16 protein-coding genes and 1 pseudogene are annotated in these 14,221 nt (G+C 72.0%); 14 read left to right on the top strand and 3 right to left on the bottom strand.

The window, feature by feature from the left end; all coding sequences use genetic code 11:
• Positions 1–5 precede the first annotated feature (5 nt).
• The 9 genes and pseudogenes from KCH87_RS49560 to KCH87_RS34660 all read left to right on the top strand — a co-directional run.
• A pseudogene (locus KCH87_RS49560) lies at positions 6–101 on the top strand (ATP-binding protein); the annotation flags it as partial.
• A gap of 137 nt (positions 102–238) precedes the next feature.
• Positions 239–610, top strand: a complete 372-nt coding sequence (locus KCH87_RS34695) for a holo-ACP synthase (protein ID WP_210591586.1) — start codon at positions 239–241, stop codon at positions 608–610.
• A 67-nt stretch (positions 611–677) separates the two neighbouring features.
• Positions 678–1,496 carry a L,D-transpeptidase family protein gene (locus KCH87_RS34690; protein ID WP_210591584.1) on the top strand — a complete coding sequence of 273 codons (819 nt, stop codon included), beginning with the start codon at positions 678–680 and terminating at the stop codon, positions 1,494–1,496.
• A gap of 24 nt (positions 1,497–1,520) precedes the next feature.
• Positions 1,521–2,951, top strand: a complete 1,431-nt coding sequence (locus KCH87_RS34685) for an NAD(P)H-hydrate dehydratase (protein WP_210591582.1) — start codon at positions 1,521–1,523, stop codon at positions 2,949–2,951.
• Positions 2,952–3,148: 197 nt separating this feature from the next.
• Positions 3,149–3,724 (top strand): M23 family metallopeptidase, encoded by a 576-nt coding sequence (locus KCH87_RS34680; RefSeq protein WP_247197256.1) that lies wholly within the window; start codon positions 3,149–3,151, stop codon positions 3,722–3,724.
• A gap of 76 nt (positions 3,725–3,800) precedes the next feature.
• Positions 3,801–4,976 (top strand): alanine racemase, encoded by a 1,176-nt coding sequence (gene alr, locus KCH87_RS34675; protein WP_210591578.1) that lies wholly within the window; start codon positions 3,801–3,803, stop codon positions 4,974–4,976.
• A 73-nt stretch (positions 4,977–5,049) separates the two neighbouring features.
• Positions 5,050–6,294: an alpha/beta fold hydrolase gene (locus KCH87_RS34670; protein WP_210591575.1), complete on the top strand. Its 1,245-nt coding sequence runs from the start codon at positions 5,050–5,052 to the stop codon at positions 6,292–6,294.
• The gene (gene tsaE, locus KCH87_RS34665; RefSeq protein WP_210591573.1) at positions 6,266–6,772 is read left to right on the top strand and encodes a tRNA (adenosine(37)-N6)-threonylcarbamoyltransferase complex ATPase subunit type 1 TsaE; all 507 of its coding nucleotides are present in this window, start codon (positions 6,266–6,268) and stop codon (positions 6,770–6,772) included. Before KCH87_RS34670 ends, tsaE begins: the two co-directional genes overlap by 29 nt.
• A 128-nt stretch (positions 6,773–6,900) precedes the next feature.
• Positions 6,901–7,080, top strand: coding sequence for a hypothetical protein (locus KCH87_RS34660; protein ID WP_210591571.1), 180 nt, complete (start codon positions 6,901–6,903; stop codon positions 7,078–7,080).
• Positions 7,081–7,092: 12 nt separating this feature from the next.
• On the opposite strand, the gene KCH87_RS34655 is transcribed toward KCH87_RS34660, so the two are convergent.
• Positions 7,093–7,644, bottom strand: coding sequence for a hypothetical protein (locus tag KCH87_RS34655; protein ID WP_210591569.1), 552 nt, complete (start codon positions 7,642–7,644; stop codon positions 7,093–7,095).
• A 108-nt stretch (positions 7,645–7,752) separates the two neighbouring features.
• On the opposite strand from KCH87_RS34655, the gene tsaB reads away from it, so the two are divergent.
• From tsaB to KCH87_RS34635, 4 genes are read left to right on the top strand one after another with little or no spacing between them, the layout of a single operon-like run.
• The gene (tsaB, locus tag KCH87_RS34650) at positions 7,753–8,406 is read left to right on the top strand and encodes a tRNA (adenosine(37)-N6)-threonylcarbamoyltransferase complex dimerization subunit type 1 TsaB (protein WP_210591566.1); all 654 of its coding nucleotides are present in this window, start codon (positions 7,753–7,755) and stop codon (positions 8,404–8,406) included.
• Positions 8,407–8,423: 17 nt separating this feature from the next.
• Complete coding sequence (gene rimI, locus KCH87_RS34645; RefSeq protein ID WP_210591757.1) at positions 8,424–8,897, top strand: ribosomal protein S18-alanine N-acetyltransferase; 474 nt, start codon at positions 8,424–8,426, stop codon at positions 8,895–8,897.
• Positions 8,890–9,975 (top strand): tRNA (adenosine(37)-N6)-threonylcarbamoyltransferase complex transferase subunit TsaD, encoded by a 1,086-nt coding sequence (gene tsaD, locus KCH87_RS34640; protein ID WP_210591563.1) that lies wholly within the window; start codon positions 8,890–8,892, stop codon positions 9,973–9,975. Before rimI ends, tsaD begins: the two co-directional genes overlap by 8 nt.
• Positions 9,972–10,229, top strand: coding sequence for a hypothetical protein (locus KCH87_RS34635; RefSeq protein WP_210591561.1), 258 nt, complete (start codon positions 9,972–9,974; stop codon positions 10,227–10,229). The genes tsaD and KCH87_RS34635 overlap by 4 nt, the downstream gene beginning before the upstream one ends.
• Here KCH87_RS34635 and KCH87_RS34630 read toward each other — a convergent pair.
• Together KCH87_RS34630 and KCH87_RS34625 are read right to left on the bottom strand one after the other, a co-directional pair.
• Positions 10,180–10,698 (bottom strand): hypothetical protein, encoded by a 519-nt coding sequence (locus tag KCH87_RS34630; RefSeq protein ID WP_210591558.1) that lies wholly within the window; start codon positions 10,696–10,698, stop codon positions 10,180–10,182. The two genes, KCH87_RS34635 and KCH87_RS34630, sit on opposite strands and share 50 nt — an antisense overlap.
• A gap of 29 nt (positions 10,699–10,727) precedes the next feature.
• Positions 10,728–13,034, bottom strand: a complete 2,307-nt coding sequence (locus KCH87_RS34625; RefSeq protein WP_210591556.1) for a glycoside hydrolase family 3 N-terminal domain-containing protein — start codon at positions 13,032–13,034, stop codon at positions 10,728–10,730.
• A 113-nt stretch (positions 13,035–13,147) separates the two neighbouring features.
• Between KCH87_RS34625 and KCH87_RS34620 the strand changes: the two genes are divergently transcribed.
• A complete protein-coding gene (locus tag KCH87_RS34620) occupies positions 13,148–14,215 on the top strand; it encodes a LacI family DNA-binding transcriptional regulator (protein ID WP_210591554.1) in 1,068 nt (355 codons plus the stop codon).
• Positions 14,216–14,221: the final 6 nt, after the last annotated feature.

The following is a 14,221-nucleotide window of genomic DNA, read 5'->3' as shown; positions in this document are numbered from 1 at the left end:
TAAACGTTGAGGCCTGCGCCGATGTGTGGGGCCGGCAGCCGCTGGCCAGGCACGGCAACCGCGGCAAGTACGTCTGGTGCGAACTGAGTGCGGCGGCGTGACGGAGACCCGGCCGCCGGAACGGCGCGTGGACACCGCGCTGCTGGAGCGATCCCGCACGGTCGAGCGGGCCGAGGAGTTGTTCGCCGAGGACCCGGAGGTTCCGGGGTAGTCGCCCGGTGCGCCGTAGAGTGCCCGGGTGAGCATCATCGGCGTCGGGATCGACGTGGCCGAGATCGACCGGTTCGAGGCTTCGCTCAAGCGGACGCCCGGGCTGGCCGAACGGCTGTTTCGGGAGAGTGAGTTGCTGTTGCCCAGCGGGGAGCGTCGCGGTGTTGCCTCGCTCGCCGCCCGGTTCGCGGCGAAGGAGGCGGTGGCCAAGGCGCTGGGCGCGCCGGGAGGGCTGCACTGGACGGACGCGGAGGTGTACGTGGAGGACAGCGGGCAGCCGCGGCTGCGGGTGACGGGCACGGTGGCGGCGCGGGCGGCGGAGCTGGGCGTGCGGTCATGGCATGTGTCGCTGAGCCATGACGCGGGGGTGGCCTCGGCGGTCGTCGTCGCGGAGGCGTAGCCGCGTACGGGTGATTCCCACCGCGCGGCTCCCGGGCGCAGTCGGCCCTCCACGCTTATGTGAGCGCATGTTCAGTGGACGTCTTGTGTGTCGGAGTGCCGCGGTCCTGCTGGCCGTTGCCGCCGTCTTCCCCGTGGGGAGCGCCTCCGCCGAACCCGTGCCGGCCGCTTCCGCCGCCGATGCCGATGCCGAGGCCGAGGCGGTGTCGGCGGGGGAGCCGTACAGCGACGGGCCGGTTGAATCCGCCGAAGAGATGCGTGTGCGTGTCGAGGATCTTCCCCTCTTCAGCGGCGTTGAGCGGGCCTTCTGCAGCGACGAGACCGGGCCCTATCAGCGACAGGTCGAGCAGGCGCTGAAGTTGAAGGTGGACGGGAAGCAGTCCCCGAGCGACTGCAAGGTCATCCAGGCGTTTCAGGAGAAGCACGGGCTGGAGCCCGACGGGATCGCCGGGCCCATCACCTGGTCGCGGACGCAGCTCGTCGCCGCGGGGAAGAACCCCAACGCCGCGAAGAAGTGTCCTGTGCGGACGTATCGGGTCACGTGTGTCGATCTCAGTCGGCAGCTGCTGTGGGTGCAGTGGGGTAAGGACGTCGTCTTCGGGCCTGTGCCGATGCGGACCGGGCGGGCCGGATTCGGGACGCGTACCGGGTGGCACGCGATCTACTGGCGCCACAAGGATCACGTGTCGACGCTCTACGACACCCCCATGCCGTACTCCCAGTTCTTCAGCGGCGGACAGGCCATCCATGCCGTCTACGGCACCATCTACAACCTCGAGGGCTCCAGGGGCTGCGTCACCCTGCGCCACGACGACGCCCGCAAGCTGTGGGGCGTACTGAAGAAGGGCGACCGGGTGTACGTGTGGGGGCGCAAGCCCAGAACGTAGCGGGTTCGCGAGAGACTCGACTCCATGCGTACTGCGTACAGCGTGGAGACGGTCAGGGCCGCCGAGCGGGAGCTGATGGCACGGCTGCCGGAGGGTGCGTTGATGCAGCGGGCGGCGGCCGGACTCGCCGCCGCCTGCGGGCAGTTGATGCGGCGGGTGTACGGCAGCCGGGTGGTGCTGCTGGTCGGCAGCGGGGACAACGGCGGCGACGCGCTGTACGCGGGGGCGAGGCTTGCCCGGCGTGGTGCGGGGGTCGCGGCGGTGCTGCTCTCGCCCGAGCGGACGCACGCGGGGGGTCTTGAGGCCCTGCGCCGGGCGGGTGGCCGGACCGTGCGCCCGGGGGACGCCGAGGAGTTGATCGGGTCGGCCGACCTCGTCGTCGACGGCATCGTCGGGATCGGCGGAAAGGGCGGGCTGCGGGCGGACGCGGCGCCGCTGGCCTCGCTGGTCGCGGACACCCGGGCCGCCGTGGTCGCCGTCGACCTGCCCAGTGGCGTCGAGGCAGACAGCGGTGAGGTGCGGGGGGCCGCGATCCGGGCCGATCTGACGGTGACCTTCGGGACGCACAAGCCGGGGTTGCTCATCGATCCGGCGCGGGAGTACGCCGGGTCGGTACGGCTCGTCGACATCGGCCTTGAACTGCCCGTCGAGGCCGAGTTGGAGGCATTGCAGCACGCTGATGTGGCTGCGCTGCTGCCGGTGCCGGGCGGTGAGAGCGACAAGTACCGGCGGGGCGTCGTCGGGATCGCCGCCGGATCCGCGCGGTATCCGGGGGCGGCGGTGCTGGCCGTGGCCGGGGCGTTGCGGGGCGGGGCCGGGGCCGTGCGGTACGTCGGGCCGGCCGGGGACGCGGTGATCTCCCGCTTTCCCGAGACCCTGGTGTCCGACAAGGGTCCGCGGGAGGCGGGCCGGGTGCAGGCGTGGGTCGTGGGTCCCGGGGCCGGGGACGACGCGTCGGCTGTGGGGGAGGTGCTGGGCGCGGACGTGCCGGTGCTGCTGGACGCGGACGGGTTGCGGCTGGCGGAACCCGATGCCGTACGACGTCGTACCGCGCCGACGCTGATGACTCCCCATGCCGGGGAGGCGGCCGCGTTGTTGGGGGTTTCGCGGGAGGAGGTCGAGGGGGCTCGGCTGTTCTTCGCGCGGGAGTTGGCGGGGCGGTATGCGGCGACGGTGTTGCTGAAGGGGTCGACGACGTTGGTCGCCGACGCCGGGGGTGGGGCGGTGCGGGTGAATCCGACGGGGACGGCCTGGCTGGCTACGGCGGGCAGTGGGGACGTGCTGTCCGGGCTGGCGGGGTCGCTGCTGGCGGCGGGGCTTTCGGCTGTCGACGCGGGGAGTGCGGCGGCGTATCTGCATGGGCTGGCGGGGCGGTTTGCGGCGGATGGGGCACCGGTGGGGGCGCATGACGTTGCCGCGGCGATTCCGGGGGCGTGGAGGGATGTACGGGGGTGAGGGCGCGGAGCCGTGCCCGCGGGTGCCTGCCGGATGGGTGGTGCCGCCGCCGTACCGGGGGAAGAAACAACCGTTGGGAGTAATCCCTGTCGGCGGCATGTGCGGGGCTGAAGAGGCGATGGTTCTCTGACGGCATGGATGAATCGGATATAGGTCGCGCAACGCGGCGTGAGGTGTTGGGAGGGGCGGCTGTCGTATTGGGGGGTGCCGCGTTCGGGGTTCTTGCCCATGCCCCGGAAGCCTCCGGCGAGGAATCCGGCGGGACGTGCAGCGGCGAATACGACGCGGAGTACGAGGGGTTGCTGGAGGCCGTCGACGAACCCGAGGACTGGGAGGACGAGGACGACGACCGCCTCCTCACCGGGGAGAAGTGGAGCCGGCCGATACGGCGGCGGAACACGGTCACGAATCGCTACCGGGTGCAGGCCAATTCGGTGGCCGGATATCACACCGGAATCGACCTCGCCGTACCGAAGGGAACCCCGGTTTATGCGGTGGGCTCCGGCGTCGTCGTCCTGGCCCGGTGGTCAGGGGCGTACGGCAAGGCCGTCACGGTGAGGATGAGCGACTCCCGGTACGTCCTCTACGCCCATCTGTCGCGCATTTCCGTGGCGCGGGGCGCCAAGGTCCGGCCCGGCACCCGCATCGGCAGCGTCGGCAGCACCGGACGTGCCACCGGCCCGCATCTGCACTTCGAGGTCCGCGCCCGTCGCCGGTACGGCTCGGACATCGACCCGGTGAAATACCTGGCCCGGCACGGCCTACGGATCTGAACCGCGCGTCGCCGCAGCGGTGACCCGGCGGCCGGAGATCTCGACGCTCAGACCCCTCTGCGACACTGGGGGCGCCATGACTGAGACCGCACCACCGCCGACCGCCCCGCTGCGCGCCCGCGCCGAGATCGACCTGGCCGCGCTACGGGCCAACGTGCGGACCCTGCGCGCCCTCGCACCTGGTGCGCAGCTGATGGCCGTGGTCAAGTCCGACGCCTACGGCCATGGCGCGCTGCCGTGCGCACGCGCCGCCGTCGAGGCGGGGGCGGCCTGGCTGGGAACCGCCACACCCGAGGAGGCCCTCGCGCTGCGGGCCGCCGGTCTCCCCGGGCGGATCATGTGCTGGCTGTGGACCCCCGGCGGGCCCTGGCGGGAGGCCGTCGAGGCCGACCTCGATGTATCCGTCAGCGGGATGTGGGCTCTAGATGAGGTGACGGCTGCCGCTCAGCAGACGAGAACCCGAACGCCCGCCCGTGTCCAGCTCAAAGCCGACACCGGCCTCGGGCGGGGTGGCTGCCAGCCCGGCGACGACTGGGCCGAGCTGGTCGGCGCGGCCCTGCACGCCGAGCGGGACGGAATCATCCGCATCACCGGACTCTGGTCGCACTTCGCCTGCGCCGACGAGCCCGGGCATCCCTCCATCGACGCCCAGCTCACCCGTTTCCGGGAGATGGTGTCGTATGCGGAGGAGCAGGGCGTGCGGCCCGAGGTGCGGCACATCGCCAACTCGCCCGCCACCCTCACCCTCCCCGAGAGCCACTTCGACCTCGTCCGCACCGGGATCGCCGTCTACGGCATCTCGCCCAGCCCGGAGGTCGGCACTCCGGCCGACTTCGGACTGCGGCCGGTGATGACGCTGTCGGCGTCGGTCGCGCTGGTGAAGCGCGTTCCGGGGGGACACGGCGTCAGTTACGGGCATCACTACACCACCCCCGGCGAGACGACCCTCGGCCTGGTGCCGGTGGGCTACGCGGACGGCATCCCGCGGCACGCCTCCGGGACCGGGCCGGTCATGATCGGCGGCAAGTGGCGTACGGTCGCGGGGCGGATCGCGATGGATCAGTTCGTCGTGGATCTGGGGGGAGACGAGCCCGGAACCGGGACCGAGGCGGTCCTCTTCGGGCCCGGCGACCGCGGCGAGCCCACCGCCGAGGACTGGGCGCAGGCCGCGGGCACCATCGCCTACGAAATCGTCACCCGCATCGGAACACGCGTTCCCCGCGTCTATGTGAATGAGGAACAAGTGGGGTAGACGCCAGGAGGCGAGCACCACTGTCAGCAACAGCCCATCAGGCGACCAGCAGTCCGGCGAAGAGGAGCGGTACGTGAGCGAGAGCAGCGCGGAGGTCGTAGCGAACGCCGCCTCGGCGGCCGTCGCCTCCGCCACGGGGGCGGCCGGAAACTGGCGCAGGGTGACCGGTATCGCGGGCGCCGCGATAGGCGTGGTCGCCGCGGGTGCGGCGGCCGGCGTCGCCATAGAACGAATGACGGTCGGGCGCGGGATGCGGCAGAAGGCCCGCCTCGCGCTGGACTCGGCGGGACCCTACGGCGCACTGCGCGGCACCCCCGGCAAGGCGGTCGCCGACGACGGCACCGAGCTGTACTACGAGGTCGACGACGTCGAATCCGAGGAGGGGCTCACCCCGCGTCGCCGACGGCTGTTCGGCCGTAAGGCCCCGGCCCCCGTCACCGTCGTCTTCAGCCACGGCTACTGCCTCAGCCAGGACTCCTGGCACTTCCAGCGCGCGGCGCTACGGGGTGTCGTACGGACGGTGCACTGGGACCAGCGCAGCCACGGCCGGTCCGCGCGCGGGGCGTCCCAGCTCGAGGACGGCATTCCGGTCAGCATCGACCAGCTCGGCCGCGATCTGAAGGCCGTGCTCGACGCGGCCGTGCCCGAGGGCCCGATCGTGCTGGTCGGGCACTCCATGGGCGGGATGACCGTCATGGCGCTGGCCGACCAGTTCCCGGAGCTGGTCCGTGAGCGGGTCACCGCCGTCGCGCTGATCGGTACGTCGTCGGGGAAGCTCGGCGAGGTCAACTTCGGGCTGCCCGTCGCGGGCGTCAACGCCGTACGACGAGTGCTCCCCGGAGTGCTGAAAGCGCTGGGGCAGCAGGCCGCGCTGGTGGAGCGGGGGCGGCGGGCCACCGCCGATCTGTTCGCCGGGATCATCAAGCGGTACTCGTTCGCGTCCCGGGACGTCGACCCGGCGGTCGCGCGGTTCGCCGAGCGGATGATCGAGGGCACCCCGATCGACGTGGTCGCCGAGTTCTACCCGGCCTTCGCGGACCACGACAAGACGGAGGCGCTCGCCCTCTTCGCGGACCTGCCGGTGCTGGTGCTGGCCGGGGTCAAGGACCTCGTTACGCCCAGTGAGCACAGCGAGGCCATCGCCGACCTGCTGCCCGACGCCGAACTCGTCCTCGTCCCGGACGCCGGGCACCTGGTGATGCTGGAGCACCCGGAGGTGGTCACCGACCGTCTCGCGGACCTGCTCACCCGCGCGGGTGCCGTCCCGGCAGGGGCTACCGTAAGTGGCTATGGAAGCAGCACCGCACAGCCCGGCTGACACCGAGCTGATCGTCCAGTCCCCCGACCAGATGAAGGAACTCGGCCGCCGCCTCGCCAAGTTGCTGCGCGCCGGTGACCTCGTGATGCTCAGCGGGGAGCTCGGCGCGGGCAAGACGACGCTGACCCGGGGGCTGGGCGAGGGGCTCGGGGTCCGGGGTGCCGTCACCTCGCCGACGTTCGTGATCGCACGCGTGCATCCGTCGCTGGGGGACGGGCCGCCGCTGGTCCACGTCGACGCGTACCGCCTGGGCGGCGGCCTCGACGAGATGGAGGACCTCGACCTCGATGTCTCGCTGACCGACTCGGTGATCGTCGTGGAGTGGGGCGAGGGCAAGGTCGAGGACCTGACCGACGACCGGTTGCAGGTCGTCATCCACCGGGCCGTCGGAGATACGACGGACGAGGTGCGGCAGGTGACGCTGAGCGGGCTGGGGGAGCGCTGGGCGAGCGCCGACCTGAGCGTGCTGTCGGCGTGAGCACCCGGAAACGTTCCGACAAGACGTCGGCAAGTTATTGCTTTCGAGGTGTTGTGCGTGGTCACATGGTACCCAGTCCGTAGTTAGGTCTACCTAACTACGTCCGCCCCCGCCCCCAGGAGGCGTCCATGTCGGCTTCGGAGAACAGCGCGGAGAGCGCACAGCACAAGGTCCGGCCACAGCAGTCGTATGCGGTGGGTGGGGTGTCGATGCAGGATCTGCTGGCCTCGTGCGCCGCCGCGAACGCGATCTCCACACCGCCGCGCGCGCCGGAACCGTACGAGACGGAAGGCCGTAGGGCCGCCTGATCATCTGGGGCGCTAGCGGATCACGACCACCGTGTGGCCGATCGTTGCGAACTGCCACATGGCGTCGCCGTCCGCGCGGGACTCGCGGATGCCGCCCGTTTGGACCGTCGGGTCGGGGGTTGGGGTCGAGCCGTCCACCGCCGCGCTGAAGCCGATGGCGACGCCGTCGACGCTGGTGAAGCGGACGACGTGTTCGATGAGGGTGCCGTCGGAGCCGGTCGCGGTGTTCGAGCGGGACGTCACGGTGTAGGTGCCCGGCAGCGGGTCGACCGTGCTCGGGGTGACCTTGAAGGTGCGCGTGACCTTGTCGCCCTGGGCGACCAGCCACACACGGTCGTCGTCCACCGAGTACACGACCCGTTCACCCAGGCCGGACGCGACAGGCAGCGCCTTGGGGTGCTCGCCGTCCCGCGGCGCCTTCGAGGTGGCCGCCGCCGACTCGCCCCCCAGGGGCTTGGCCAGATCCGCCGGGACGGTCGCCGACGCCCGGAAGCCGAGGAAGCCGACCGTCGCGACCGCCGCCGCGGTCAGCACGGCCACGAATCCGGCGCTGCTGCTTCCCACGGTCGCCCACCTCTTCGTCGTACATCGCGCTTCGTTGCGACGGTAGCAGCAGGTGACCGCCCGACCGCGGCGGCCGTGCGCGGGCGCGGGGAGCCGTAGGCTGTTTGCGTGCTCTTGCTCGCTCTGGATACCGCCACCCCCGCCGTCACCGTCGCCCTGCACGACGGCACGGACGTCATCGCCTCGTCGAGTCAGGTCGATGCGCGTCGGCACGGAGAGTTGCTGCTGCCGGCCGTCGACCGTGTGCTGACCGAGGCGGGGCTGAAGCTCGACGCCGTCACCGGAATCGTCGTAGGGATCGGTCCGGGCCCGTACACCGGGCTGCGCGTCGGTCTGATGACCGCGGACACCTTCGGGCTCGCGCTCGGCGTCCCCGTGCACGGACTGTGCACACTCGACGGCCTCGCGTACGCGTCCGACCTGGACAGCCCCTTCGTCGTGGCCACCGACGCTCGGCGCAAGGAGGTCTACTGGGCGCGCTACGCGGACTCCCGCACGCGCGTCACCGACCCCTCCGTCGACCGGCCCGCCGACATCGCCGACCGGGTCGCCGGCCTGCCCGCCGTCGGTGCGGGTGCGCTGCTGTACCCGGACACCTTCCCCAGCTCGCACGAGCCCGAGCATGTGTCGGCCGCCGCGCTCGCGAGCCTCGCCGCCGAGAAGCTGGCGGCCGGTGAGGAACTCCCCGCGCCCCGGCCGCTGTACCTGCGCCGTCCCGACGCGCAGGTTCCCAAGAACTACAAGGTGGTCACCCCCAAGTGACGTCGGTGCTGCGCGAGATGCGCTGGTGGGACATCGATCCCGTGCTTGAGCTGGAGAAGGACCTCTTCCCCGAGGACGCCTGGTCGCGGGGCATGTTCTGGTCCGAGCTCGCCCACGCGCGCGGTCCCGAGGCGACCAAGCGGTATGTCGTCGCCGTAGAAGGCGACCGGCTGGTCGGGTACGCGGGCCTCGCCGCCTCCGGCGACCTGGCCGACATACAGACCATCGCCGTGACCCGCGACCACTGGGGCACTGGCCTCGGCGGCCGTCTGCTGACCGAGCTGCTGCGGGCGGCCACCGCCTTCGAGTGCGCCGAAGTGATGCTGGAGTGCCGGATCGACAACGTCCGCGCCCAGAAGCTGTACGAGCGGTACGGCTTCGAGGCCATCGGCTTCCGGCGCGGCTACTACCAGCCCGGGAACGTGGACGCCCTGGTGATGCGACTGAACGGCCCTTCAACCTCCGTGCAAGGAAACGAAATCAATGGCTGACGAACCACTGGTCCTGGGGATCGAGACCTCCTGCGACGAGACCGGCGTCGGCATCGTGCGCGGCACGACCCTGCTGGCGGACGCCATCGCCTCCAGCGTCGACGAGCACGCCCGCTTCGGCGGGGTGGTGCCGGAGGTCGCGTCCCGGGCGCATCTGGAGGCGATGGTCCCGACCATCGACCGTGCGCTGAAGGAAGCCGGCGTGAGCGCCCGGGACCTCGACGGGATCGCCGTCACCGCCGGTCCCGGGCTCGCGGGCGCCCTGCTGGTGGGCGTCTCGGCGGCGAAGGCGTACGCCTACGCGCTCGGCAAGCCCCTGTACGGCGTGAACCACCTCGCCTCCCACATCTGCGTCGACCAGCTGGAGCACGGCGCGCTGCCCGAGCCGACGATGGCGCTGCTGGTGTCCGGCGGGCACTCTTCCTTGCTGCTGTCGTCTGACATCACATCGGACGTACGGCCCATGGGCGCGACGATCGACGACGCGGCCGGCGAGGCCTTCGACAAGATCGCGCGGGTGCTGAACCTCGGCTTCCCGGGCGGCCCGGTCATCGACCGGTACGCGAAGGAGGGCGATCCGCGGGCCATTGCCTTCCCGCGCGGCCTGACCGGACCCCGCGACCCGGCGTACGACTTCTCCTTCTCCGGTCTGAAGACCGCCGTGGCCCGCTGGATCGAGGCCAAGCGGGCGGCGGGGGAGGAGGTGCCGGTGCGCGATGTGGCGGCGTCCTTCCAGGAGGCGGTCGTGGACGTGCTGACTCGCAAGGCCGTACGGGCCTGCAAGGACGAGGGTGTCGACCATCTGATGATCGGCGGTGGCGTGGCCGCGAATTCGCGGTTGCGGGCGCTGGCGCTGCACCGCTGCGAGGCCGCCGGTATCGAACTGCGGGTGCCGCGGCCCAAGTTGTGCACCGACAACGGCGCGATGGTCGCCGCGCTGGGTGCCGAGATGGTGACGCGGGGGCGGGCGGCGTCGAGCTGGGACCTGTCGGCGGATTCTTCGCTGCCGGTGACGGATCCGCATGTGCCGGGGCACGACCATGTCCACGAGGTCAGCAAGGACAACCTGTACTCATGACGGTGGCGTTGATGTGGGAGGCGCGGGCGGTCGACGGGCGGGGGGAGGAGCTGTTGGCCTGGGTGTCCGGGCAGCGGCTTGCTGAGGAACCCCTGCGGCGGGAGACCTTCCGGGCGCCCGAGGACCGGGTTCTCGTCATCACGTGGTGGGAGGGGTCGTACGACGCCGATGTTCCCGAACTTCCGGAGCCGGACGGGGAGTTGGTCAGCCGGGCGGTGCATCGGTGGCGGTTCGAGGCGCTGGCGGAGGGGTGACGGTGGTGAAGGCGAGCCGTCCGGGCTCGTCCGGGTCGTGGCCCCGCCACAGTGTCCGCCCGCGCCTGCGCTCCCAGTGGGCCGTGACGACCGCGTCGGACAGCCAGTCAACGGCACCGACCAGGGGGAGCAGCGACCACCAGGGACTGAACAGCAGGGACAGGCCCAGCGCCGCCACCAGATAGAGGACCAGCACCCGCAGTGGGAAGCGTGGGCGGAAGACGGTGGGCGTCGGGGTGTCCGGGTCCGGCAGCGGCTGCGTGGCGTCCAGATCCCGCAGCAGGCCGATGCCCTTGAGTCGGGTGCTCTTGAGGAGCGTCCACAGCGTGGCGACGGCGGCGGCGAACACCACGTCGCCGACGTGCACCCCCGGGGCCTCACGGACCCCTGACGTCACTGCCAGAGCCACCCCGGCCGCCACCGCCGACGCGGCGGCACACTTCAACTGGTCGTGAACCTGCCTGTCCATCGCGCTCCCCCAGGGTCCCCCGCGGAGGATCACTCCACCTCCGACACCTCCGCGTCGCACCGCAGCCGCCGGTCCGGCCCGAGCACCCTCACCGGTCCCGCGAGCGTCAGCCGCGCCGTGTGCCGTACGTCCGCGCTGGATGCCGCCAACCGTAGTTCGAGGGCGCCCGGTTCGACCACCCTTCGGCCGGAGCCGTCGGTGAAGGCCGAAAGGTCCGGGTGGAAGCGGAATGTCACGCGAGCCGCGTCCCCCGGCTCCAGCTCGACTCGCCGGTAGCCGATCAGCCGGACGTCCGGGCGGGTCACGGAGGCCACCGGATCGTGCAGGTACAGCTGGACGACCTCCGCACCCGCCCGGTCGCCCGTGTTGCGGACGACGACCGAGACGTCGTACGAGCCGTCCGTGTCGATGGTCGGACGTGTGCCCTCGAAGGAGTCCCAGGTGAACGCCGTGTACGAGCGGCCGTGTCCGAAGGCGTACAGCGGCGTCGGGTCCAGGTTGCTCACCTCGCCCGCCAGGCCCAGCGGCGGCTGGAGGTACGTCCACGGCTGGCCGCCGGGCACGTGCGGGACGCTCACCGGAAGGCGGCCGGAGGGGTTGACGCGGCCCGACAGCACTCCCGCCACCGCCGGTCCGCCCTCCTCCCCGGGGAAGAACGCCTGGACGGCGGCGCCCAGACGCCCGTGCCAGCGGCCCAGCGCGTAGGGGCGGCCGGTGAGGAGTACCAGGACCACCGGGACGCCCGTCTCGATCAGCGCGTCCAGCAACTCGCCCTGTACTCCCGGCAGTCGGAGATCCGTCACATCGCAGCCCTCGCCCGACGTGCCCCGCCCGAACAGGCCCGCCCGGTCGCCCAGCACCGCCACGCACACATCCGCCTCGGACGCCCGCGCCACCGCCTCTTCGAAGCCCGCGGTGTCGGGGTCCGAGGTGTCGCAGCCCTCCGCGAACGTCACCTTGGCGTCCGGGAGTTCGTCGCGCAGGGCCTGGAGGACCGGTGGGATGTCGATGCCCATCGGGACCTCGGGGTGGTGCGTCAACACGTGGGACGGGAACGAGTAGCAGCCGAGCATCGCCAGAGCGTCCGCCGCCCTCGGGCCGACGACCGCGATCCGGGCGTCCGGGGCCAGCGGCAGCACGCCGTCCGGGTTGTCCAGCAGGACCACCGACTCCTCGGCCAGCCGGCGGGCGAGGGTGCGGTTGGCGGTCGAGTCGAGGTCGATCGGGCCCTTCGGCTCCGGGGCCCAGTCGGCGTCCAGGAGGCCGAGTTCGCACTTCTGGAGCAGGACGCGGCGGGCCGCCCGGTCCACCAGCTCCTCCGGGACACGGCCCTCCCGTACCGCCTCCAGCAGCGGGCGGCCGTAGCACTTCAGCGTCGGCAGCTCCACGTCGATGCCCGCCGCGAGCGCCGCGTGTGCCGCCTCGGCGGGGGAGCCCGCGACGCGGTGCAGGGTCTCGAGGAAGGTGATGCCGAAGTAGTCGGCGACGACCGTGCCGGTGAACCCCCAGTCCTGCCGCAGGAGTTCGGTCAGCAGGGCGGCGTCCGCGGAGGCCGGGACGCCGTCCGTCTCGTTGTAGGCCGCCATCACCGAGCGGGCTCCGCCCTCGCGCAGCGCCATCTCGAAGGGCGGGAGGATCACATCCGCGATCTCGCGGACGCCCGCCCGCACGGGAGCCTGATTTCGGGCGCCCACCGAGGACGCGTACCCGGCGAAGTGCTTGAGCGTGGCGACGATCCCGGCCGACTCCAGGCCCCGGACGTAGGCGGCGCCGATCGTGCCGACCAGATACGGGTCCTCGCCGATCGTCTCCTCGACCCGGCCCCAGCGCGGATCGCGTACGACGTCCAGGACGGGCGCGAGGCCCTGGTGGACGCCTGCCGCGTGGAGGTCGCGGCCGATGTGGCGGGCCATCTCCTCGACCAGGGGCGGGTCGAAGGTCGCGCCCCAGGCGAGGGGGACCGGGTAGGCCGTCGCGCCCCAGGCCGTGAAGCCGGCGAGGCACTCCTCGTGCGCGACGGCCGGGATGCCGAAGCGGCCGGCTTCGCTGATCCGGCGCTGGGCGCGGGCCAGTGCCTGCGCGCCCAACGCCGGGTCCACGGGGGCGGTGCCGTAGGAGCGGGTGAGCTGGCCCAGGCCGTGGGTGATGAGCTCTGCCCAGTCGTAGTCGGCGGTCATGTCCTGCTGGTGCGGGGCGACTCCGTCGCCGTCCGTGGCGGCGCCCACCCAAACCCCGTACAGCTGGGCGGTCTTCTCCGCCAGGGTCATCCGGGCCAGGAGGTCGTCGACGCGGGCGGCGGCGGGCAGGGCGGGGTCACGCCAGGGGGCGGTGGTCATGAAACTCCTGTCGGGTGTCTCACGAATGTTTCGATGCACGTATCGAATGTTCCGGGACGCTATGGCGCTGAGAAGGGTTCGTCAAGAGGGGGTGCAGGGATACGATCGCCGCCATGACACCCTCCGAGCCCGCTCAAACCCGGACGGCAGGACGCTCGACGCAGACCGCGACACTCGCCGAGATCGCCCGCGAGGCCGGCGTGTCCGCGCCGACTGTTTCGAAGGTCCTCAACGGCCGCGCCGATGTCGCCCCGTCGACCCGGGCCCGCGTCGAGGAACTGCTGCGCGCCCACGGCTACCGGCGCCGCCGCGCCGAGGCGAGCCGCTCCCCCCTGATCGACCTCGTCTTCCACGAACTGGAGAGCGCGTGGGCGATGGAGGTCATCCGGGGCGTGGAGAACGTGGCGCGGGACGCCGGGCTGAGCGTGGTGCTGAGCGAGAGCGCCGGTCGGCTCACGCCCGGCCGCACCTGGGCCGACCAGGTCGCCGCCCGCCGCCCGCACGGCGTGATCCTCGTGCTGTCCGGCCTCGACGAGTCCCAGCGCGCCCTGCTGACCAGCCGCTCCATCCCGTTCGTGGTGATGGACCCGGCGGGTGACCCGGGCGCCGACGTGCCGTCCATCGGCGCCACCAACTGGCAGGGCGGGCTTGCCGCCACGCGCCATCTCGTCGAGCTGGGGCACACCCGGATCGGTGCGATCAGCGGACCGTCCCGGATGATGTGCAGCCGCGCCCGGGTGGACGGATACCGGGCGGCGCTGGAGACCGCCGGGCTGCCGGTCGACCCCGAGCTGCTCAGGAACGGCGACTTCCACCACGAGACGGGCTACCGGCGCGGCCTGGAACTGCTGCGCGCCCCCGACCGGCCCACCGCGGTCTTCGCCGGCAACGACCTCCAGGCGCTCGGCCTGTACGAGGCGGCGCGCGAGTTGGGGCTGCGCATCCCCGAGGACCTGAGCGTCGTCGGCTTCGACGATCTGCCGGTCGCCCGCTGGGTGGGGCCGCCGCTGACGACCGTACGACAGCCGCTGACCGAGATGGCAGAGGCGGCGGCCAAGCTCGTCCTCGACCTCGCGCGAGAGGAGGGGGCGGCGACGGCGACGCGGGTGGAGCTGGCGACCAGCCTGGTGGTGCGCAGCAGTACGGCGGCGCCTCCACGCTCCTCCGAAGCCAGTCGGTAGCCCAAC

It is taken from the genome of Streptomyces sp. GESEQ-35 (assembly GCF_017948485.1).
GTDB lineage: Bacteria > Actinomycetota > Actinomycetes > Streptomycetales > Streptomycetaceae > Streptomyces.
Note: the sequence above shows the minus strand (reverse complement) of the source record. Positions and strands in the feature narration are given on the sequence as shown.